We start from the raw sequence: 22,081 nt of genomic DNA, 5'->3' as shown, positions 1-22,081 counted from the left end.
TAAATACGCTAATATAAGAAGTAACTGAAGGAGGTGGAAAAAATGGAATTTTTTAATACTACAAAAGACAAAAATAAGCTATTTCTCATTATTTTTTCTGTTTTTACAATATGCCATATTTTCTTTGCAGCCCTTTTACAAAACAAGGACATCTTAACTTATCTTGTCGTTTCAATTATTTATTTATTAATATTAGCTCTGTTGTATTGTGGGAACTCCGAAAATGAAATCATTCAGTATGTTATGTTCATATCCTTAAACTTGTATCTTTTAGTCGTCAATATTTACAGTGAAAACGTAGTAATGATTGCTTTTTTTATTTATCCCATTTACATAGCGGTTCTCTATTATTCTATTGGACCAAGGATATTCTTGTTCTTTCTCACATTAGCAGAAATTTTCGGGCTAATATACTTCAAGTATTCAACCTATACATACATATTTACTCTAGGTGACCTTATCGCATTTATACTGCTCCTCATGATGCTTATCTTTACTTCTATATTAAATACATACTTTGATAGAAAATATTGGAACAAAATAACTGAGTTAAATTCTTCAATGAGGCAGGAACGATATTCACGTGAAAGTTACTTACAGCTCTTTTTCGATAATGCCAAGGATAGTATAACTGTTTTCGATAAAAATAATAAAATAATTGAAGTAAATCCTGCCTTTGAAGAATTATATGGGTGGAAAAGAGAAGAGGTTATTGGACAAAGCGTAACCATTATTTCTCCCCAGTATCAACTAGACGAGGCTAGAAGACAGGAAGTATTAAACGGTGCTAGCTATCACTTTCTTGAAACAACAGATCGAAAAAAAGATGGTACTTATTTTGATGCTCAAATCACTTTTTCTCCTATATATGATTACAACAAGAAGCTTATTGCTCTCTCTATCATTAGTAGAGATGTCAGCTTTAAAAAAGAGACAGAAACCTTATTATTACAATCAGAAAAGTTGAAAATTGCTGGAGAAATGGCTGCTGGAGTAGCTCATGAAATTAGGAATCCAATTACCGTAATTTCTGGGTTTATGCAAATTATGAACGGTGATCCATCCCAACCTTATTATCGCTACACAAAAGTAATTGAAAATGAGATTGAAAGAATAAATTATATAATTAGTGAATTTCTTGTTTTAGCAAAGCCTCATGCGAAATTACCTAAAAAGTATGACCTTAAGAAATCTTTAGATGATATTCTCGTTTTGTTTCAGCCGGAGATTAACTTAAATGGTATCCTTCTTACAACTGAGCTATTAGAAGGACCTATCATTCTCTATGGAGAAGAAGGTCAGATGAAACAAGTACTCATCAACCTTGTTAAAAACGCAATTGAGGCAATTACTGACAACGGAGAAATTCATATTAGCTGCTCCATTGAACCATCAGAAATTGTAATAATTAAAATAAGAGACAATGGAGTTGGAATGGACACGCATACTGCTGGAAAGGTATTTGATCCGTTTTTTTCAACTAAAGTTAATGGAACAGGGCTTGGAATGATGATTTCTGAAAAGATAATATCTGAACACGGTGGAAATATTTTGATTGAAAGCGATAAAAATCACGGAACAACTGTGACTATACAATTACCTTATAGTAATAATTCCTGACTAGAGTAGCCGTTGTATAACAGTGATATTTAAACAAAGATTATTAACCATCATTTTAGACAAAATATTTCCTTGTAGTAATTGAATACTTAATAAGGCGGTCACTATAGCGGTATGAAGGAGACAGATAAGACATCACAAACGTCGCATTGATGTCTTATCGCCCCTCTCGAGAGCCCGCCTAATTATTTATTCTTCATCTATTTGAAGAAGAGGATAACCATAATCTCTGTACTTTCTTATTAAATCTTACCATATTTTATTTGACCATTAGATTGAAGTCGGGTACATCTCTGGCATTTAAAGGCTTTGAGTAATAAAAACCTTGAACAATCTTACATTTATGTCGTTTTAAAAACTGAATAACTTCCTCTGTCTCTACACCTTCAGCTACTACCTCTAGTCCAAGGCTAAGCCCTATTCGAATGATAGAGGAGACAATCACTTCATTTCGCCTTTCAAATATACGGTTCATAAACATACTGTCTATTTTTAATGTATGAATAGGGAGTTCACTTAAATAGCGAAAGTTAGAAAAACCTGCCCCAAAGTCATCCATTGCTATGCGAATTCCGTAGTTTTTTAATTCTGTTAGAATGCTCAATAGCTTATTTAAATTTTTCATTAAAACATTTTCCGTTATTTCTAGCTCTAAATATTGAGGTGGCAGTCCCGTTTCCAAGAGAATATCTTTAACATTGTTTACAAAATCGTTTTGCTCTAATTCGGCAGGACTTATATTCACAGACACTGTATCAAAAGCTATGCCTTTATGTAGCCATTCAGCAGCTTGTCTACATGCCTCATAGAGAACGTACCTACCTAAAGGGATGATTAACCCAGTCTCTTCAGCAAACGGGATGTAATCATTTGGAGGAATGATATTTTTACCCTTTCTATTCCATCGGATAAGAGCTTCATAACCATGAACTTCATTAGTAACTAAATTTACTTTAGGTTGGTAGACTAGGAAGAATTCATTGTTCTCTAATCCAAAACGGATATCACTCTCTAAACGAACCTTATTAATATAACCTTCTTCTAAATTTTTTTCATATAATACTGCAGTTCCTCTTCCCTGCTCTTTAGACACATTCAAAGCTAAGTCAGCTGCCCTGTGTAAAGTAGCATATTCAGAGCCATGAAGAGGAAAGCAGGATAGCCCTATTGAACACGAAATGTACAATTCCATTTCATCTATATAAAAAGGCTTTTCAATTTCTTTTATCAGTTGCTGAGCATTATGTAAGTAATTTTTACAAGGGAATTCTTGATCATCCAAAAGGATTACAAATTCATCTCCACCCATACGATAGATTTGTGCTCCTTCTTTATAGAAGGATTTCATTCTTCTGGAAACCTTTTGCAATAAAATATCCCCAGTGACATGGCCTAGTGAATCGTTAATATTTTTGAAACGATCTAAGTCTATATATAGAAAACTAAAGGGCTCCTTTAGTAATATTTTTAGCTGTATATCTCTATTTAAAGCCGCCGTGTTATATGTATTGGTCAGGTGATCTTTGTATGCAAGTTCGGATAGAGTTGTTCGAGTGTTCTCAAGCTCGGTTATATCATTTCCAATACCAATCGCACCAGTTACTTTCCCATTTTGCTCAATAGGAGAAATAGTAATATGAATACATTTAGAACCAAACCATTCCTTGTAGGCAACTTCTTCTCCTAAGAAAACCTTTGTAATATTTTCATTTAATTTATCGGATACTTCCTTAGGGAAATAACTCATTGCTAACTTTAAGCTTTGAAATGGTTGTTCTCCAAACATTTCACTAGAGGGATGGATTGCCTGTATTCCTCTTTCCTTAAAATATTCCGTAGCAATTTTACCAGTTAATAAGGAAAAGTAATACTCATTATTATAATCTTTATCTACTCTAAAAATCAGATTATTTACGTGGCTTACCACGGTCTCAAAGGAATTTAGTAAACTTGCCTGCAGTCTTTGTTCCTTTTCTTTTTCAGCTGTTATGTCCGTACGAATACTTAAAAAATAAGTATCCTTGTATTCTTCGCCAATTGGAAGAATATATGTTTTAACCCAATATAACTCACCATTTTTACGTTTGTTGCATATTTCGCCTTCCCAGGTTTGACCCTGTAAAATCGTATCCCACATTTCCTTAAAAAATTGAGTGGAATGATGAGAGGATTTGATGACACGGTGAGTTTTACCTATAAGCTCTTCAGGTGAATAACCAGAAATTTCAACGAATCTGTCATTCACATATATTATTTGTCCAGCTCTGTTTGTAAGGGCTAGAATCATCGTTTCATTTACTGCATAGCTCATGAGCTTCATCTTAAAAAAAGCATCCTCAAGCATTATTTCAAGTTTATCATGTTCTTTAATAGATTCTTTACGCAATGCATTTTTTACTGTTAGCAATAAATCTTCAGACTCTGTGCCAAATATGGACTCCATTTCTTGTCCTCCATTTTATTTAATCAATAAAATACAAACCTTTGTCTACATATTAGTAAATAAGTCATTTCATGTCAATATTTTATTGATAGAATAGAATTATAACAAGTAATTTAATGGTCTAATATTAAATCTAATGAACTAAGAGTTGTGGTAAATTAATACCACAACTCTCGGATGTATCATTATTTTAATAAGCCTCTTACTAACTTAATTTTATTTTTATACGGAGGGAACGCTACGTTTAATGGGATAGCTGTACTTTTTTTCACAATAGATTTTTGATGGGTGAACATTTCAAAGCTTGATGCGCCATGATAAGCTCCCATTCCGGAGTTTCCAACCCCACCAAAAGGTAAGTGGGCACTACCAGCATGCATAATTGTATCATTGATACATCCACCACCAAAGGAAAGCTCTTCTAGAAAATAATTTTGTGCTCCTTCATGCTCACTGAACATATAGGCTGCTAGGGGCTTTGGAAATTTTCTAATTTGGCGAATAATAGTAGGTAAATCTTTGTAACTAATCACTGGCAAGATTGGCCCAAAAATCTCTTCCTGCATAGAAGGACTAGAGAAATGTACTCCATCTAAAATGGTAGGTTCTATATATAAATCTTCCTTGTCCATTTTACCTCCAAAAACAATATGGTCTTTCTCTTGTAAAACCATTTTTTGTAATCTTCTAAAATGATTGGTATTTACTATTCGCCCATAATCAGGGCTTTTTTGAACGTTTTCACCGTAGAAATGTTGAATAGCTTCCCGTAATTTTTCAAGAAGCTTTTCTTTGACAGTTTCTTCTACGAGTAAATAATCTGGAGCAATACAGGTTTGTCCAGAGTTAACTAATTTGCCCCAAATGATTCGCTTTGCAGCCTGGTCTAAATTAGCCGTATGATCAACGATAGCTGGGCTTTTTCCACCTAACTCTAATGCAATTGGAGTCAACCTTTTAGAGGCAGCCTCCATCACTACCTTCCCAACGTTTACACTACCAGTGAAGAAGATAAAATCGAAAGGAGCATGTATCAATAAAGAGGTTTCTTCTTTTTCTCCCTCAACGACTCTAATATAATGAGGATGAAAGGCTTCAGCTATAATCTTTTTTACTATATTGGTAGTAAAAGGAGTTGTTTCAGAAGGTTTGATAACTACACAATTTCCGCCTGCTATAGCTCCAAGTAAAGGCTCCATTATTAACTGAAATGGATAGTTAAATGGAGCAATAATTAAAACTGTTCCATAAGGCTCGCTAATAATTTGGCTTTTTGATGGCATGAGCGCCAATGGTGTTTTCACCTGTTTTGGCTCCATCCATTTATCCAAATTTTTCTTCATATGAGTAATACTTTCATATATCAACCCTATTTCAGTTGTATATGCTTCAAACTCACTCTTCCTTAAATCTTTATAAAGTGCTTTAACTACTTCATTTTCATATTTTTTAATCGTTTTTTTCAAAATGTCTAATTGGTCGATTCGAAACTTTGCAGATTTAGTTATGCCTGAGTAAAAATACGTTTGGTGTTCCTCTAACATCTGATCTAGCTGCTGTGATGTAAAATTCACATTATCATCTCCTCATCAACTTTTAATTGCACTATGTTTGGTGAACAAATAAACCTTTGACTACTTTTTGTTATCATATATAGTCTACTCTCTAAAGCATACTATTATTTTTCAGTTGACGAAAGAATTTGTATTTTTATCCTTGTACATTAAATAACTTTAAAATGGCATACTACTTTCATAAGGGAGATTTGAAACCATTCAATAAGTCCCTCTATGTACTCCATCCCTTATGAAAAAAGTCATGTTTTTGAAATAATTGTTTGGTTATGAATCATATTGGGGTATATAAAAGTCAAATGATAAAATTAATAAGTTTTTTGGAAAAGGAGAGGAAATATAATGACTGAAACTCAAACTTGGTGGGAGCCTATTTTTCAAGGTCCGAAGTCTATCGGATTAAATAAGGAACGTTTACTAAATGAATTAGAAGAGGAGACTTTCTTATATTTCCAGCAAGATGACTCAGCTTTAATGGAAACTGCTACAATGGAATAGATTATAATCCATAAATTCATCTTTCCTCTTACTAGGATGGCTGACTATTATGGAATACTTAGCTTGAGTAATCTACATTAGCTTGTTGGATTTGACTTTAGCAATTGCGCTTTTCTAATTAAATAAATCATTATCAATATTTTATCGAAGAGGAGATTCTGTTTAGATTCTCCTCTTTTCATATGTCTTCATATTGTGAGCCGTGTGCTTTTCTCCATAACAATCTATGTATTGAACACACTCAACTATATTTGAAGGACTGTAGTGAATAGTAAGCTCTTCATTCACAAATTCAGTCTTAAAAGTAATACTCAACAAATCCTGCTTCACGGGTATTAGTTTATATTTGTATAGCGCATTATACATTTTTGAAACAGTTAAGAAAATACTGTTATTTTCTTGAGATATTGATATGGATTGAGTGGGTCGATCTATAACTTGATATTTCCCGATTATACAAAGTTTTTTATGTGAATCGTCCACTCCAATTGCATCTATAGATGCTGGCAGAGACACACTTCCACCAAACATTACTTCAGATATCTCTTCAGTTAGTTTAATTACGGGTGTTATACTCAAATTACTTAAATAGATTACCGTTATATTCTCCTCAGAAAATCGAAGAAAATTACTACAGAAACCACTAATATCTCCATAATGATGCGAACATTTTTTGTTAAATTTATTTGAAATTACCCAACCAGAAGCATAATTACTTCTATTTACTTCAAACATTTTTTTCGTTAACACTTCGTCTAATATAGTAAAGGAGCTTAACGCCTTGTCCCAAATGAAAAGGTCTTCGACTGTTGAATAGAGACCATAAGCACCAAGAGGAAAAGACATATCCGAATATTCTGCTCTGATAACTTTCTCCCAAACCGAATACCCTGTCGCCATATCAGCTATTACTTTCCTGCCATCATCACAGCCAGTATTAACCATCCCTAACGGATTAAAATATAATCGCTCAAATATTTTGCATAAGGCATATTTGAGACCTGCTCAATTATTGCCGTTAAGATAGAGTAGCCTGAATTAGAGTATTCAAATTCGCTACCTTGTTTAAAATGTAGTGGCTTATCTTTAAAGGCGTCAATTAGTTGGGCTAGAGTTAGAGGCAATCTCATATTCCTAGACCAAAAATCTGAGTCTGCTGTAAAATTGGGAATCCCCGAGGTATTTGTTAAACAGTGATAAATGGTGATTTCCCCTCCATTAGGATAATTCACTAAATATTTTCCTATAGCGTCATTTATATTTAAGTTACCATTTTTATGTAACTGATAAATTGCAAAAGAAGTGAAAGCTTTGGACAGGGATCCTATACGAAATTTAGTATGAGAAAAATTAGGAATTTTATGTTCCCAGTTCGCAAATCCATATCCTTTATTCACTATAATTCGATCACTTGACGCTACAAGAATTGTTCCATTTATATACCGATTTTTATCGTAAGCGTCTAAAAGCCGTTTTACTTTCTCATCAATCCCCATACTTCTTCCACCTCAAAAATTCATTTTATTCTGTTTTTATTACTGTAGCATAGAATGAACATGCTGATTTCAATATTCGGCTTAGACTTTGGCATGAAGTATGCGATAGTGTAAGCATTACTCAAAGCAAATCACGCGTGTATATATGTACGATTAGCTAGATGAGTATGGTTAGTAACTTATTTTTAATACTTTCTAGTCTAAAAAAAAACAGCCACGAGTGGCTGCTCTCTTTTTAAGTAGTTGCTCCCTTGATATTAGTTTCCGGTGCTGTTTCTTCTGGAGCTATATCCTCGAAGGTTTCGTCAGCCTCTTGTAAGTCTCTTGTTCGATGAGCAAGTCTAGATGCAGCACTTGCCGCTATACTTGCAACCAAGTCATCTAGAAAGGTATGAATGCTACCTCCTGCCTTTGTATCAAGCTTAGATATTATACCAATCTTATTTTTGTCTAGATGTCCAAACGTGGTGACGGCTATACTTCCGTATGTAAATACAGCGCCTAACGCAATTGTTTCATCTACGCCAAATAATCCTTCATCTGCTTCTACAATCTGTTGTAGTGGAGCTGATAACATTTTTTTCTCTGCAAGTTCGTCTAATTCAATTCCTACAAGAATTGCATGTTGCATTTCTCTTTTTTTCATGACACTATTGATCGACTCAATACAGTGTTCAATTGTTAGTCCTTTGTTATATGGAAATTGCATTTCATACACTATTTTAGCAATCTCTTCGATTGTAACTCCTCTACGCTTTAACGCATCCACCGTTGCTTGCTCTACTGTGCGGGAATGCACTCTAGATGTTTGATTATCCAAAAAATAACCTCCTTTTTCTATTTTGAGTCTGTAAAAAGAATACCTATAAGCTGCTCTCATTATACCTCTTTCCCAGTATATGTTACAATTTCTATATAACATGACAACGAGGTGTAAGAATGAACAAAGGGACTTTACAAGATACAACTATATACAGCAAAGCTTTGGATGAAGAAATACAGTTATTAATTTATTTGCCGCCAAATTACTCTCCATTATATAAATATTCAGTCCTTATAGCATCTGACGGTAAAGATTATTTTCAATTAGGAAGAATTTCTCGTGTAGCAGATGAATTGTATGATAATCAAGAAATAGAAAATCTAATAATTGTCGGTGTTCCTTATAAAAGTGTCAAAGAACGTAGAAGCATGTATCACCCAGATGGAGAAAAACAGCTAGCGTATTCACGTTTTATAGCACAAGAGCTAGTTCCTTATATAGATGAAAATTATCCGACTTATCAAATTGGAATGGGAAGAGCTTTGATAGGGGATTCCTTAGCTGGCACAATTTCCTTACTTACAGCCCTTAGGTATCCAAATACTTTTGGGAAAGTTATAATGCATTCCCCTCTCATCAATGAGGACATATTAGAAATGGTTGAAAATCATAAAGAAGTACATGCATTTTCTCTATACCAGGTGGTTGGTAACCAAGAGACTGCTGTTAAAACGGGAGATGGTTTAGAAACTGATTTCCTTACACCAAACAGAAAATTGCATAATTTACTCCTAAATAAAGGGTTTTCTACTTTTTATGACGAATTAGAAGGAGACCATACTTGGAAGCTATGGCAACCAGACATTAAAAGATCACTGCAAAACAATTTCAGTCTTTAAGATGTTTTTGGTATAATAGAAATATATTGTAAGATAATTTTAAGGAGGTCATGATTATGAAATACGGTATTGTTGCTTTTCCATCAAAAAAGGTGCAAGATTTTGCGAACTCTTATAGAAAGCGTTATGATCCCCATTATGCTCTTATTACTCCTCATATGACTTTAAAGGGAGTTTTTGAAGCAGATGAAGCCCAAATTAAAACAATAGCTAACCAAATTAATGAAATAGCTAAGACCCATAAGCCCTTTATAATGAAAACAACAAAAGTAAGTTCTTTTGCTCCTGTAACAAATGCTATCTACTTCAATATTCAATCTACACAAGAGCTTGAAAAATTACATGAGGATCTGAATTCAATTGAGTATCATGATGATGAAACCTATTCATTTGTACCTCATATTACTATTGCACAAAAACTTAGTGCAAGTGAGCATGACGATATATTGCCACAATTAAAAATGATTGGAGCAGAATTCGAGGAAGAGATAGATCGAATTCATCTGTTGTATCAGCTAGAAGACGGTTCCTGGACCGTATATGAAACATTTAGATTGTCTGGAGCTGAGTAACCATTGGTATTTGCAAAGATTGTTGAAACTGAGAAAGAGTACGATGATGCAATATTTATAAGAAGAAAAGTATTTGTAGAGGAACAAGACGTTCCTCTGCATTTAGAGTTAGACGAATACGACATGAAAGCAACACATTTTGTTGCTTATGACGGAGATACTCCTTTTGGAGCTGGTCGGATTCGCATTGCTGAGCCCACTATTGGTAAAGTAGAACGCGTATGTATCTTACCTGAATATAGAGGGAAAAAACTAGGTAATTTGATGATGGAATGTATGGAAGATTACGCAAAGGATCATCAATTTAAAAAACTAAAGTTAAACGCTCAGAGTCACGCAATACCCTTTTATGAAAAAAGAGATTATGTCATCACGTCTCCTGAATTTTTGGAAGCTGGTATCCCTCATAGAGCGATGGAAAAAGAATTATAAAGAGTAAAACCCGCTAACTATAGGTTAGCGGGTTTTACTCTTTGCTTAAATATAGGTATTCACATAGTTACCTTTACCTGATATTTCTGCAATGATAGGTGATAAATTAACGGGATTTGGTTGGATAAAGCCTTTAGATAATGGCAAGCTAGAAAGTTCTTTATTACCCGATAACTGCTTTTCTTCTTGTTGTTCTATTCCTTCTTTTTGTTGAAGGTCAGCTAAGTGATCATCGAAAATCGATTTCATTTTAACATTTTGAACATTATTGATTTGAGCAAAATTATATTCTTCCATTTGCATACGATTCGCATAAATTTGCGACTGCAAAGGTTGTACTGGAATAATATACCCCATTCTTATCCACCTCCATTATAAAACTATATGCTCTTTACCCTTGTTTAATTTACCTTAAACCTATTTTTTAAATATTACAGCATTTTTTCAATATCGGTTAAACTGATTGAACTTCCTTTTTGGAGGATTGAGTTCGTCAGTTGATCTTCTAATTCTTTAGAAACAGGTTTGTTGGCAAGCCTGCCTACTTTTCTTACGATTTTACGAACTTGATGTTCATTGGTAAAATCAGCATTTGAAATGGCGTTAGCTAGTGTGAAAAGCTCATCCATTGATACACCGGTTTTATTCTCAATCGCTCTGAAAAAAGAATTTTGCATGTAATTTCCCCCTCGCATTATTTATAATCAGGTTTAAGGGAGAAAGCTAGCTCCGACAATGATCAATAAAATGAATAAAACAACGATTAATACAAATGTTGAGCCTGCACCTTTATTTCCACCGTAGCCACCCTCATATCCGTAGCCTCCGCCGTAACCGTAACATCCTCCATCACAATAACCGTACATATCCTTTCCCCCCTTCCTTTCAACTTATAGTATGCAAGGGGGGCGCAAGAAATAGGGCATTTTGCTTAATAGGTTGTTTTTCGTTTTTGGAATATAAAAGCACCAATTATTCCGAATAATATAGCTGCACTGATACCGGAACTCGTTACCTCAAACATTCCAGTTATTACTCCAACTAAGCCATGTTTTTCAGCTTCTGCGAGTGCACCATGGGTTAATGAGTTCCCAAAGGAAGTGATCGGAATTGTTGCCCCCGCTCCTGCAAAATCAATAAGGGGCTCATATAAACCAAAACCATCTAAAATTGCCCCTGCTACCACCATACCGCTTAATGTATGAGCTGGTGTTAGTTTACAAACATCCATTAGAATTTGTCCAATTACACAAATTAAACCTCCGACGATAAAAGCTGTAATTAATGATGAAATCATATTATCCCTTCTTCTCCATTCGACATTCAATAGCATGTGCTATGCATGGGATGGTTTCTCCCTGTTGATAAGTTAATGGAGAAAGCAATGCACCTGTAGCTATTAGTAAAACCCGTTTAAATGTACCTTTTTTGAGTTGACTGTATATATGACTAAAAAATACTGAAGCAGAACAGCCAGGACCACTCGCACCGGCATTAAAGAATTGGTCATCTCCATAATATTGAGCTCCAGCATCCTGCAAAATTACTCCGCTATTTTCATCCTGAAACATCTCTTTTAATATAGAAAGTCCTATCTTTCCTAAGTCACCTGTCATTATCAAATCATAATCTGACATTTTACTGTTTGTGTTTTTTAAGTGACGTTCGATTGTATCTCTAGCAGCTGGGGCCATAGCAGCTCCCATATGGAGAGGATTCGATTGCTTTCCATCCACTACTCTTCCCATCGTCGCATGAGAAATATAGGGTGCATTTTTAGCATTGCTCTGTAAAAGAGCAAAAGCAGCAGCCGTTACTGTCCATTGTGCAGTCTTAGGCTTTTGCGCCCCATACTCCAAAGGATATCTGAACTGTCTTTCCACAGTGGGATGATGACTTGAAGCACCAGCAAGGATACTTTTCGAATTTCCCGTTTCTAACAGGAGGCAGCCAATGATAGTTGCTTCCATAGAACTTGCACAAGCAGAAAATACGCCAAAGTAAGGAATTGCAAGCTTTCTTGCTGCAAAGCTGGAAGGCGACATTTGATTGACTAGGTCTCCTCCAATAAACAAATCAATATTATCCATCTTTTCATGAACCTTACTAACAGCAATTGAGCAAGCCTTTTCTATAAATCGACTAGCGGCCTGTTCATAAGTTTCGTTTTTTTCCTTTTCTGTCGTTAATATTTCATCAAAAGACTCCGCAAATGGGCTCACTTTTTCCACAGGTCCAACAACAACGCCTGCACTTGCGATGCTCGGCCTTTGTGTAAATGAAATAGTTCCACCGGTATTTACCATGAGACCACTCCCAATTTGACGAGAATTGTTTTAACTAGAGCCACAAAAAATGCAGAAAGCACGCCAAATACGATAACTGATCCTGCAAGCTTAAACATGTTACCACCGACCCCTAATACATAACCCTCTGTTTTATGTTCTATGGAAGCGGAGATAACTGCATTACCAAATCCGGTAACGGGCACCGCAGATCCCGCTCCTCCAAACTGGGAAATTTTTTTATATAAGCCTGTCCCTGTTAAAATCATAGCTATGAATATCATCGTTGCAACAGTAGGATTCCCTGCTGTTTTTTCAGTAAAAGGAAAAAAGCGCATATAGAAGAATGTTATTAATTGACCTACTGTACAAAATATTCCACCTACTATAAAAGCTTTTAAACAATTCATAAACACCGGGGCTTTGGGAGTCTGCTTATCAACAACTTTTTGAAATTGTTTTTGATCCATTAGGTCTCTTCCTTCGATAGGGTTTTAATTTCTTCGATAGCTTTTTTCAATTTTTCATTTTTCTTTTCTTTATTCATGATTTTTTCAATTTCCCATTTGATTTTGATATCCCCTGTCACTATAACCTCTTTATCCGGGAACTCTTTTTCAATTTCCTTTTTTACTTCATCTTCGATTTTCACTTTTTGAAATCGTTTTAATCTTGCTATATCAATCGCTACCAGAACATCATTGTTATCCATTACACTTTTATATCCAACAATTTTATCCTGCTCTTTAAGGAGCTCTTCAAGTTTGGAAGTATCTCCATCAGAATACACCTTATATTCTGGGCCTGAACAAGCAGCCATTAAGAATAATAACAGGAGAACACACACTATTTTTTTCATAGGTTCTTTGCTCCTTTTTTAGTTAGTATGTACGCGCAAAATTGAATTATGCAATTCTATCTGAGCTATTTGCCCCTATCCAAAACTGTACCCCTACATAAATTACTTAAGAAGAGACAAAGGAGGTGAATATTTATGGGTTGTGGAAATAATGAACACGTTTCTGGTCACCATGATAAAAATCAACGTTGCGTATGTGACGTAGTTCGAGCTATTAAAGATATACAAGATCAAGCAGAAAATAATTGCGGTCCGTGTCCAACTAGTTGCTTTTTAGAGCCACTTGGAGGACTTGTAAGTCCATCAAGAAATAATGCAGATACACGTGTTTTCATGTTATTGACAAAAGATGGAGATCCCTTCAAAGCTTTTTTCCGTGATTTAACACCTAGACCACATGATAATGATTGCGTATCAGTATTTTTCCGTGTAGAAGATATCTTTGATAACTGTTGTGCTACATTAAGAGTTTTAGAACCACTTGACGCTCAACGACACGGAGTAAATTTATTAAACGGTGATGGTACTAAAATTGATTTCAAACAAATTTGTAAGGTACGTAATTTCGATTTAACTGGTAGCTGTGTAACCGTAGATTTAAACTGTTTCTGTGGTATTGAATGCGTAGCGGATGTATTTTTAGATGTATGTGACTAATCGTTTCAATAATGTAGTGTCTATTCCGTTCGGGCTAACCACCGAACGGTTTTTAATCATTGTTTTTTTAAAGCATTAGCTGTACTTGTACTACCTTCTTTTGATCTTATTTGGATTTTTTTGTAAATGAATAGCTTTGTTTGAAATTAACCGAAGCAATTATTGAATAGATAAAAGACACGTACCCTTAGGGACGTGTCTTTTATCTACTGCTTTTCTCGTAAAAAAGCTAATCATATATTAACCATTATTTATTTCATTATACTTCCTCGCCAAGTAATTTTTATAACTTGCTCAATTGGATAGACAGCATTTTCTCCTGAGTTCAATTTAATTGTAACGCTTTTTCCGTTCACTTCCTCAACTTCTCCCTGCAGTATTCCCCCACCTTTTAAATGAAAGTTTAATGGGCGGTATACTTGGCGTTGAAATGGCTTTGCTAAAAAATATAATTTATCTAAAATAGCTGAAGTTGTGCCGGACATTTCACTGTTTTTTTCATAAATCGAAGTACTTTCTTCCTCTCCATCTTCTACTAGCTTTTCGAATTCTATAACTTCTTTAAATTCGGGAGGAAGATGAAAAACCGGTGGCCCTTGTATAAAAAGTAAAGGATCATTTAATGAGCTCATTGACACATCCTTTTTCCTTTACCTTATGCAAAAAACATTGATTTGGTTAATTTATAAAGAAGAGATGAACAATGTCGCTAAGCCCAGATAGATTAAAATACTAATTAAATCATTGATGGTCGTTATGAATGGTCCAGATGCTACAGCTGGATCGATTTTCATGCGATGGATGAGTAAAGGAATAAATGATCCTCCAAGTGTAGCAAAAAATATTGATCCAAATATTGCAGCTCCAACGAGCATCCCGATTAAAAGATCATGTTTCCAAAAGTAAATAACTCCTATCACAAGTAGCCCGCAGATTAATCCTGTTATTAAGCCTGTACCAGCTTCACGAAATAATAGTTTAGTTTTACTTTGCTCCTCGATATCGCCTGTTGCGATCCCGCGTACAGCAACGGCTAGCGCCTGTGTCCCACTATTACCGGCCATACCCGCAATTAGAGGGATAAACACCGCAAGAAGTGCAACCTTGTCTAATGTTTGCTCAAAAATACTCATCAGATTTGCCGTCATCATCCCCAAGAATAGAAGAATGATCAGCCATGGAAGTCTCTTTCTTGCAGCCGAAAATGGACCCTTATCAAATGTATCCATATCAGATACTGCGGCAAGTTTGGAATAATCATCTGACGCTTCTTCATCTAATACGTCGATAATATCATCTACTGTTACAATTCCAAGTAAATGGTTCTCAAAATCTAGAACAGGGACAGCTAAAAAGTCATAATCCTTAATCATTTTAGCGACTTCTTCTTGATCTTCGTTTACTAGAACACTTACAACACGCTCATTCATAATATCTTTTATCAAAGTATCTTCATCTGCTACGATAAGGTCTCTCAATGATATGACCCCTGCAAGCCTATGTGATTCATCTACAACGAATAAATAATAAATCGTTTCGGCATCAGGAGCTGCATTTCTTAATATTGTCATGGCAGAACGACAAGTGGAGTTTTCTGGAATAGCGACATATTCAGTTGTCATTATAGATCCAGCTGTATATTCTTCATAATCTAACAGGTCCTTGATTTCCTGTGCAGATTCTTTGTCCATAATATTTAAATAACTTGCTACTTGTGCATCCTCTAGTTCGTTTAGTACGTCTACTGCATTATCAGCATACATGAACGAAAGCATATCGGCTGCATACGTTGTGTCCATTTCTTTTAAGTAAAATTCATACAGTTCTTCATCAAACTTAGTTGCCTCAAAAAGCTCTGCCATCTCTTTCGGAGAAAGATAATGAAAGATTTTCTGTCGTAATTCTGGCTCTACCTTCTCAAAAAATATTGACTGATCGTAAGGATGAAGTTCCATAAAAATCTCTCTAAAATCATCCATAGAATCTGTAAGCAAAAAATGAATTAAATTTGATTCCTCAAGTTCCAATAGATCCACTTTTTCCTCTTTCATATCTTTCCCTCCTTCCGGCATATAACCTTTACTATTGTATGACCACTGTTTTTAATAAGCAATAGCTTTCTTAAAATGGCAACAAAAGTTACATCAATATATTATTCCCTGGGAAATTTTTTTGAAACTATATGGAAATAATGAACCTCAAAAATGTTTTAGGAAAATTATTCAAAAATAATCAAGGGTAGTGATCATTGTCACTCCCCTTGTTTTAATATTTCATTCACTTTTCCTTTTAAATGATATCAAAAATAGCTTGCAAGTCCATAGGATATTTATCTTCTATATATAATGGTTGTTTAGTAAAAGGATGAACCAATTCTAATTGTTTGGCGTGCAAAGCCTGACGGCATATTAAATTAAGTCTTCCACCATATAGATCATCTCCTAATAGTGGGTGTCCAACAGACATCATATGTACCCTAATCTGATGGGTTCTACCAGTAAAGAGCTTTAATCTGACATGACTCAACTTTTCACCTTTAACAGTAAATCGACTCAACACTTCTACCGATGTTTTAGCCTGTTTTCCTTCTGGGTCTATCATTCGCTCGATTATACTATTGTCTTTTCGTCCAATGGGTGCATCAATGAGGAAGGAATCTTGTCCTACATAACCATGTACAATCGCTTCATAAGTTCTTGAAATTGCACCTGCCTTTTGCATTTCACTCAGTAAGTGATGAGCATGACGATGCTTTGCAATACACACTATTCCTGACGTATCTTTGTCTAGCCTAGTAACAATATGTACAGTTGAAGCAGAAGAATTCTTTTCTAAATATCCACAAATCCCATTCGCTAATGTTCCCATAGGATGTTCCCGGGAAGGAATTGTACTTATTCCAGCTTTTTTAGATATAACAAGTAAATGCTCATCTTCAAATAATATAGGAAAGAACATTTCCTCCGCGATTAATCCTTCGCTTTTTTTCTCTCGTGGAAACACGATAGTGACTATATCACCCTTAGCAAGAGTATGTCTTACTGTCTTTTCTTCCCCGTTAACTAAAATTTGACCGCCATCATATTTAATACTTGTAAGAGCTTTTTTGGATATTCCATACTGACTGATAGCATCTCTTAGTAAAACAGATTCGTTAATAGAAAAAGAAAGCTTTATCTGATTTTCTGTCATTATTTTAAATCACTATCTATGAAGCTGTCATGTACCCTTGTCCAAAATGGGAAGGAACGGAATCTAGCAAAACGAACTCTTTCCTCTGCTACTCTATATTCGATTGAAGCAACATCTTTGTGCAACAAGTGAAGATGATCCACAGTTACCATAAAATCTGGACCATTAACAGGTCTCAATAGGCACGTATGGTGTTTTGGTAAAACTAAAGAAGAGCCAACTGTCCTAAATACTCGATTGTTAATTGAAGCAATTTCAGCTAACTGCATCGCCTCTAGGGATGGATGTACTATCGCTCCACCAAGTGCTTTATTATAGGCTGTACTTCCCGATGGAGTAGACATACACAAGCCGTCTCCTCTAAATCTTTCAAACAAACTTCCATTTAACTCAACATCCATTACTAGCGTTACATCTGGGGATTTAACGGTAGATTCGTTTAACGCCAGATAAACGGAGTTATCCTCTTCGTGCTTATAGTTAATAGTAACCTCCAATAAAGGATACTCTATTACTTTAAATTCTTTTTTCGCAATACTAATCACTAGCTTTTCTATTTCTGATGGCTTCCAATCTGCATAAAAACCAAGATGTCCGGTGTGGATACCAACAAACGCAACAGAATCTGTCATATGTTTGTATTTATGAAAGGCATGCAACAAAGTTCCATCTCCACCTATTGATAGGACAATATCCGGGGTCTCTTCATCTAATACAAGCCCAAAGTCAGTAAGATACATTTTGGCAGTTTCCATTAATTGATTGGAGAGTTCATCATTTCGAGACTGTATAAAAAACTTCATTATTACCACGGCCTCTCTTTATATTTTTTCTTCTTTGATGCGAGGAGTGGATAGCTCCTTGTTTTCACTAAAATACTTTTGGGCTTCCTGTATTTCCCCTCTGATAAGAGACATCTCTTCATCTAAACGAAAAGCAGCCTCAGCTGCATATTGCAAACGATTTTTTATCTCTTCTGGAAATACACCTTTATATTTATAATTTAACGAATGCTCAATGGAGGCCCAAAAATTCATTGCTAAAGTGCGGATTTGAATTTCCGCTAATATATTTACCTCTCCATGAATGGTTTGAACAGGGTATTCAATGATCACATGAAAGGATCGATAACCACTTTGTTTTTTATGACTTATATAATCTCTCTCTTCAACAATAGTGATGTCTTTTCTACTTCGAAGTAACTGAACCACCGTTTCTATATCATCGACAAATTGACACATCATTCGCAGTCCCGCAATATCCGGTATTTCTTTTGCAAGCGTTACAGAAGGTTCAAACACAATTCCCTTTTCTAATGACTTATCGTATATACTTGCGAGTGGTTTCACTCTACCAGTTACAAATTCAATCGGGGAATTTGTATTCTCAATATCAAATTGAGTACGCATTCCTTTTAATTTAACTTTTAACTCTGCAACTGCCTGTTTATATGGTTCTAAAAAACGTTCCCATTGGCCCATACTAATAAACCTCCACTTGAACACTTATTCCGCTTTTAAAATTTCATTAAAAGCATTCTCAACTGACTGAGCAAAATCTGCTCCATAGTTATCATTTCCTTCAATATTAAATATAAGCATTTCTAATTCTTCTTTAAATTTTTCTAAGACGATTCTTTTATCCCCAATTTGTAATACGGGATCTTGCACCGCCTTAAGTGTGCTGACAAGCAATGGCCAAACATCCTGACCGAATTTCAGATAGTGATATTCAGTCTCTCCCTCCAATAAATATACGAAGGCTAATGAATCAGAATCTGTAATCATCTGACCACCTGCTTTTATAGTCAATCCTTGAGGTACATCTTCTAAAGTAAAGCGAATATCATTTTCCAGTTGTACTCCGCTTTGTACTTGAAATGTAATAGGCAAAACACATCGTTCCCTTCTGTCTATTCTGTAACTATTTTAACATATTGAAACTCCTTGCAAACCGTCTATAATGAAATAATAAGAAAGGTGTGAGACTATGCAATCGGAGCAAGAGATTGAATTTAAAAACTTATTAACTAAAGAAGAATTCACGAGAATAAGTGATTTCTTTAACATTAAACCAAATGAATTTAAAACTCAGGCTAATTATTATTACGATACAGCAGACCAATTCTTTAAAAATAATCGCATGGGGTTTCGTTTAAGAGTTCTTGATGATCGCAATGAGCTTACACTGAAGACTCCAATTGAAGAGCATATTATGAATGAGCAAACAGTTTTGGTTACTGATGATGAAAGAGATATAATTATACAGAAAGCTATTTTTCCTTCCATTCCGTTTATAGAGGAGATTATTTCTACTAAACATCTTACTTGCTTTGGTAGCATACAAACTAATCGCGCCCAATTGAAGTTAGAAGAAGGAACACTTTTCTTGGATCACTCCTTATATAGTAACGTAGAAGATTATGAGATAGAATTTGAATGTAAAGATGTCGAAGAAGGGCAAAAATTCTTTTTTAAATTACTGGATAGGCATCAAATTCCCCTTCGTTCGACCGATAAAAAGATTGCACGCCTTGTAAAGGCTATGAATTCTTTGAAAGGTTGATGACTTATAGATATTAAGTCTTTAAAAACATTGATGGATATAAATGCAATGCAAATACTGGGAAGTGTCCAAAGCACCCAAAACAATAGCACATCCGCCCTGTTTTCAGAAATGCTTGGCCAGGTTCTGCAAGGTAATACTAATAGCAGTTCATCTGATAATATAGATTCACTATTTTATAGTGGCGACTTACCAGTTTATATACCCGAAAATGGTATAAATAATTCCTTAAATATAAGACAAGCCTCTACTTCTATAGGTTCCTCATCAATAGATGAACTTATAAATAGAGCTTCAGAAGCATATAATGTGCCAGCAAAGCTAATTTCTTCTGTCATTAAACAAGAGTCCAATTATAATCCAAATGCAGTTAGCTCTGCGGGAGCTTCCGGATTGATGCAGCTAATGCCAGGAACAGCTAAGTATTTAGGAGTACAGAACATTCTTGACCCGGAACAAAATATTATGGGTGGGACAAAGTATTTGAAGCAAATGCTTGAACAATTTGATGGTAATATAGAAAATGCTTTGGCTGCCTATAACGCAGGACCCGGTTCAGTAAAAAAGTATAATGGTATTCCTCCTTATAAAGAAACAGAGAATTATGTGAAAAAAGTTCTAAACAACTTCTTGGCATAACGTATAAACGACCTTTAAAAATGGTCGTTTTTTCTATATTTATTTTTATCACAGTCTAATTGTTTGAGATATTCGTATTAGATTGCTAAAATGTATTTAGCGCTAAAGCAAAGGAGTAAACAACTATGACACAGAGCCCGATTTTACCATACGACGAGATAGGTGCAGAAAAATTATCACTCCTTGTTGATACGTTTTATAGCAAAGTAGCAAAACATCCAAAGCTAAAGCCAATTTTTCCAGATGATTTAACGGAAACCGCGCGTAAACAAAAACAATTTTTAACCCAATATCTTGGGGGACCTAACTTATATACAGAAGAACATGGCCATCCAATGTTAAAGATGCGTCATAACCCTTTCTCGATTACACCTGAACGTGCAGAAGCATGGCTAAGCTGCATGTCAGAAGCCATGGACGAAGTCGGACTGGAAGGAAAGGTGCGACATGATTTATATAGAAGACTTGTGCTTACTGCCAACCACATGGTCAATCAAATGAGTCATGAGGAGGAAAAGATGTGACAAGAATACAAATTCCGGTTGAGCCGATCGCAACTCCTATTACAAACAAGCCACTTGAAATGTATATGTTTTTAGATCCACTTTGTTCTGCTTGTTGGGATTTGCAACCGATTATTCGGAAATTGCAAGTAGAGTACGGTCAGTACTTTACAATTCGTACAGTCCTTAGCACTCGACTTAACAACTTGAATACTGTTTGCAACGCCACAAGTGAAACATCAGTAGACGATAATATAAACTATCCATATAGCCAGCATTCTGTCTTACCTTCAATTGCAGTAAAAGCGGCAGAATTTCAAGGTAGAAAAGCAGCACTTCGTTTTTTCAACAAAATACAGGAATATTTATTTCTTCAAACAAAGAATGTTACTTCCTTTTCTGTATTACAGGAGCTAGCTAGTGAAGCCAAAATTGATGTAGAGGAATTTTCACGTGACTTTCAGTCGAAAGAATGCCTACGTTCCTTCCAAAGTGATTTATCCATCACATGTGAAATGGAAGTAGACACATTTCCTACGATTGTCTTTTTCAATGAACATATTGAAGATGAAGGCATTAAAATATCTGGCACTTATTCTTATGATATATATGTACAAATTTTACAAGAAATGTTAGATGATCTTCCAAGAAGACAAGATCCACCCGGACTAGATAAATTATTTAATCGTTTTCATTCATTAACCACTAAGGAAATCGCCGATTATTATGGTTTAACAGAGCAACAAGCTGAATTTGAGCTCAAAAAGCTTCTCTTACGACAAGAAGTCGAAAGAGTTTTGCTCCCAAATCTAGTATTATGGCGTTTAAAAAATAGATAAATATATACTGAAGCTAACTGTAAACAATTCTATTATGAATTGTTTACAGTTATTTTTATTACATTGGATTTTATATATGAATCATTGAAAAATAGAGGGGCATTTCCGTTTTACGGACGCTTTCTGCTGAGGAGTAGCCATCTGTTGCTACAAATAACTAGGTTGGAGTAAGCATAGTTAAATTAGATGCTAATTTGAAGCCCTGAGGTGATTGTTAAGCCATCATAGCCGCATTCACGCTTGTT

Annotated in this window: 26 protein-coding genes and 1 pseudogene; 10 read left to right on the top strand and 17 right to left on the bottom strand. The window is 35.1% G+C overall.

The annotated features are described in order from the left end of the window. Positions 1-42 precede the first annotated feature (42 nt). On the top strand, positions 43-1,620 hold the full coding sequence (locus MKY94_RS05865) for an ATP-binding protein (RefSeq protein ID WP_144537780.1): 1,578 nt from the start codon (positions 43-45) through the stop codon (positions 1,618-1,620). 259 nt (positions 1,621-1,879) lie between these two features. Here MKY94_RS05865 and MKY94_RS05860 read toward each other — a convergent pair whose 3' ends face one another. Together MKY94_RS05860 and MKY94_RS05855 are read right to left on the bottom strand one after the other, a co-directional pair. Continuing rightward, positions 1,880-4,063, bottom strand: coding sequence for a GGDEF domain-containing phosphodiesterase (locus tag MKY94_RS05860; RefSeq protein ID WP_144537778.1), 2,184 nt, complete (start codon positions 4,061-4,063; stop codon positions 1,880-1,882). Positions 4,064-4,248: 185 nt separating this feature from the next. After that, entirely contained in the window at positions 4,249-5,637 is a 1,389-nt protein-coding gene (locus MKY94_RS05855) for an aldehyde dehydrogenase (RefSeq protein ID WP_154311242.1), read from the bottom strand. A gap of 342 nt (positions 5,638-5,979) precedes the next feature. Between MKY94_RS05855 and MKY94_RS05850 the strand changes: the two genes are divergently transcribed. Further along, on the top strand, positions 5,980-6,135 hold the full coding sequence (locus MKY94_RS05850) for a hypothetical protein (protein ID WP_186318116.1): 156 nt from the start codon (positions 5,980-5,982) through the stop codon (positions 6,133-6,135). Positions 6,136-6,297: 162 nt separating this feature from the next. Here the strand turns inward: MKY94_RS05850 and MKY94_RS05845 are convergent. After that, a pseudogene (locus MKY94_RS05845) lies at positions 6,298-7,631 on the bottom strand (serine hydrolase domain-containing protein). Between the two features lie 235 nt (positions 7,632-7,866). After that, entirely contained in the window at positions 7,867-8,451 is a 585-nt protein-coding gene (locus tag MKY94_RS05840; RefSeq protein ID WP_342578218.1) for a phosphatidylglycerophosphatase A, read from the bottom strand. Positions 8,452-8,570: 119 nt separating this feature from the next. Here MKY94_RS05840 and MKY94_RS05835 point away from each other — a divergent pair, with 119 nt between their 5' ends. From MKY94_RS05835 to MKY94_RS05825, 3 genes are read left to right on the top strand one after another with little or no spacing between them, the layout of a single operon-like run. Then, the gene (locus MKY94_RS05835; RefSeq protein WP_144537770.1) at positions 8,571-9,293 is read left to right on the top strand and encodes an alpha/beta hydrolase-fold protein; all 723 of its coding nucleotides are present in this window, start codon (positions 8,571-8,573) and stop codon (positions 9,291-9,293) included. Positions 9,294-9,349: 56 nt separating this feature from the next. After that, on the top strand, positions 9,350-9,865 hold the full coding sequence (locus tag MKY94_RS05830) for a YjcG family protein (RefSeq protein ID WP_144537768.1): 516 nt from the start codon (positions 9,350-9,352) through the stop codon (positions 9,863-9,865). 3 nt (positions 9,866-9,868) lie between these two features. Further along, the gene (locus MKY94_RS05825) at positions 9,869-10,297 is read left to right on the top strand and encodes a GNAT family N-acetyltransferase (RefSeq protein ID WP_154311245.1); all 429 of its coding nucleotides are present in this window, start codon (positions 9,869-9,871) and stop codon (positions 10,295-10,297) included. Positions 10,298-10,342: 45 nt separating this feature from the next. On the opposite strand, the gene MKY94_RS05820 is transcribed toward MKY94_RS05825, so the two are convergent. From MKY94_RS05820 to MKY94_RS05790, 7 genes are all read right to left on the bottom strand, one after another. Next, on the bottom strand, positions 10,343-10,654 hold the full coding sequence (locus MKY94_RS05820) for a hypothetical protein (RefSeq protein WP_144537764.1): 312 nt from the start codon (positions 10,652-10,654) through the stop codon (positions 10,343-10,345). Positions 10,655-10,728: 74 nt separating this feature from the next. Further along, positions 10,729-10,974 carry a stage VI sporulation protein F gene (locus tag MKY94_RS05815; RefSeq protein ID WP_144537763.1) on the bottom strand — a complete coding sequence of 82 codons (246 nt, stop codon included), beginning with the start codon at positions 10,972-10,974 and terminating at the stop codon, positions 10,729-10,731. A 33-nt stretch (positions 10,975-11,007) separates the two neighbouring features. Beyond that, the gene (locus MKY94_RS05810) at positions 11,008-11,163 is read right to left on the bottom strand and encodes a YjcZ family sporulation protein (protein ID WP_144537761.1); all 156 of its coding nucleotides are present in this window, start codon (positions 11,161-11,163) and stop codon (positions 11,008-11,010) included. 65 nt (positions 11,164-11,228) lie between these two features. Next, positions 11,229-11,594 (bottom strand): stage V sporulation protein AE, encoded by a 366-nt coding sequence (gene spoVAE, locus MKY94_RS05805; protein WP_144537758.1) that lies wholly within the window; start codon positions 11,592-11,594, stop codon positions 11,229-11,231. Between the two features lies 1 nt (position 11,595). After that, entirely contained in the window at positions 11,596-12,603 is a 1,008-nt protein-coding gene (locus MKY94_RS05800; RefSeq protein ID WP_154311246.1) for a stage V sporulation protein AD, read from the bottom strand. Next, complete coding sequence (gene spoVAC / locus MKY94_RS05795) at positions 12,597-13,052, bottom strand: stage V sporulation protein AC (protein WP_144537755.1); 456 nt, start codon at positions 13,050-13,052, stop codon at positions 12,597-12,599. Before spoVAC ends, MKY94_RS05800 begins: the two co-directional genes overlap by 7 nt. Further along, on the bottom strand, positions 13,052-13,441 hold the full coding sequence (locus tag MKY94_RS05790) for a YhcN/YlaJ family sporulation lipoprotein (RefSeq protein ID WP_144537753.1): 390 nt from the start codon (positions 13,439-13,441) through the stop codon (positions 13,052-13,054). Before MKY94_RS05790 ends, spoVAC begins: the two co-directional genes overlap by 1 nt. 135 nt (positions 13,442-13,576) lie before the next feature. Here MKY94_RS05790 and MKY94_RS05785 point away from each other — a divergent pair, with 135 nt between their 5' ends. Continuing rightward, positions 13,577-14,098 carry a CotY/CotZ family spore coat protein gene (locus MKY94_RS05785; protein WP_144537751.1) on the top strand — a complete coding sequence of 174 codons (522 nt, stop codon included), beginning with the start codon at positions 13,577-13,579 and terminating at the stop codon, positions 14,096-14,098. 251 nt (positions 14,099-14,349) lie between these two features. Here the strand turns inward: MKY94_RS05785 and MKY94_RS05780 are convergent, their stop codons facing one another. The 6 genes from MKY94_RS05780 to MKY94_RS05755 all read right to left on the bottom strand — a co-directional run bounded on the left by MKY94_RS05780 (position 14,350) and on the right by MKY94_RS05755 (position 19,182). Continuing rightward, complete coding sequence (locus tag MKY94_RS05780; RefSeq protein WP_342578217.1) at positions 14,350-14,730, bottom strand: hypothetical protein; 381 nt, start codon at positions 14,728-14,730, stop codon at positions 14,350-14,352. A 51-nt stretch (positions 14,731-14,781) separates the two neighbouring features. Beyond that, complete coding sequence (mgtE, locus tag MKY94_RS05775; protein WP_144537748.1) at positions 14,782-16,149, bottom strand: magnesium transporter; 1,368 nt, start codon at positions 16,147-16,149, stop codon at positions 14,782-14,784. A gap of 238 nt (positions 16,150-16,387) precedes the next feature. Further along, the gene (locus MKY94_RS05770; RefSeq protein ID WP_154311248.1) at positions 16,388-17,290 is read right to left on the bottom strand and encodes an RluA family pseudouridine synthase; all 903 of its coding nucleotides are present in this window, start codon (positions 17,288-17,290) and stop codon (positions 16,388-16,390) included. After that, a complete protein-coding gene (locus tag MKY94_RS05765) occupies positions 17,290-18,093 on the bottom strand; it encodes an NAD kinase (RefSeq protein ID WP_144537744.1) in 804 nt (267 codons plus the stop codon). Before MKY94_RS05765 ends, MKY94_RS05770 begins: the two co-directional genes overlap by 1 nt. 18 nt (positions 18,094-18,111) lie before the next feature. Beyond that, a complete protein-coding gene (locus MKY94_RS05760; RefSeq protein ID WP_144537742.1) occupies positions 18,112-18,771 on the bottom strand; it encodes a GTP pyrophosphokinase family protein in 660 nt (219 codons plus the stop codon). Between the two features lie 24 nt (positions 18,772-18,795). Continuing rightward, positions 18,796-19,182, bottom strand: a complete 387-nt coding sequence (locus MKY94_RS05755; protein ID WP_144537740.1) for a hypothetical protein — start codon at positions 19,180-19,182, stop codon at positions 18,796-18,798. 97 nt (positions 19,183-19,279) lie between these two features. On the opposite strand from MKY94_RS05755, the gene MKY94_RS05750 reads away from it, so the two are divergent. The 4 genes from MKY94_RS05750 (at position 19,280) to MKY94_RS05735 (ending at position 21,836) form a co-directional block, all read left to right on the top strand. Then, a complete protein-coding gene (locus MKY94_RS05750) occupies positions 19,280-19,855 on the top strand; it encodes a CYTH domain-containing protein (RefSeq protein WP_342578215.1) in 576 nt (191 codons plus the stop codon). A gap of 33 nt (positions 19,856-19,888) precedes the next feature. Beyond that, positions 19,889-20,494, top strand: coding sequence for a lytic transglycosylase domain-containing protein (locus MKY94_RS05745; RefSeq protein WP_154312334.1), 606 nt, complete (start codon positions 19,889-19,891; stop codon positions 20,492-20,494). A gap of 125 nt (positions 20,495-20,619) precedes the next feature. Then, a complete protein-coding gene (locus tag MKY94_RS05740) occupies positions 20,620-21,018 on the top strand; it encodes a globin (RefSeq protein WP_151110781.1) in 399 nt (132 codons plus the stop codon). Beyond that, positions 21,015-21,836, top strand: a complete 822-nt coding sequence (locus tag MKY94_RS05735; RefSeq protein ID WP_186318115.1) for a ClpXP adapter SpxH family protein — start codon at positions 21,015-21,017, stop codon at positions 21,834-21,836. The genes MKY94_RS05740 and MKY94_RS05735 overlap by 4 nt, the downstream gene beginning before the upstream one ends. Positions 21,837-22,081: the final 245 nt, after the last annotated feature.

The organism is Psychrobacillus sp. FSL K6-2843, from assembly GCF_038626375.1.
Classification (GTDB): Bacteria; Bacillota; Bacilli; order Bacillales_A; family Planococcaceae; genus Psychrobacillus; species Psychrobacillus faecigallinarum.
The sequence above is the reverse complement of the archived record's forward strand: the minus strand, read 5'-3'. Positions and strand labels throughout refer to the sequence as shown.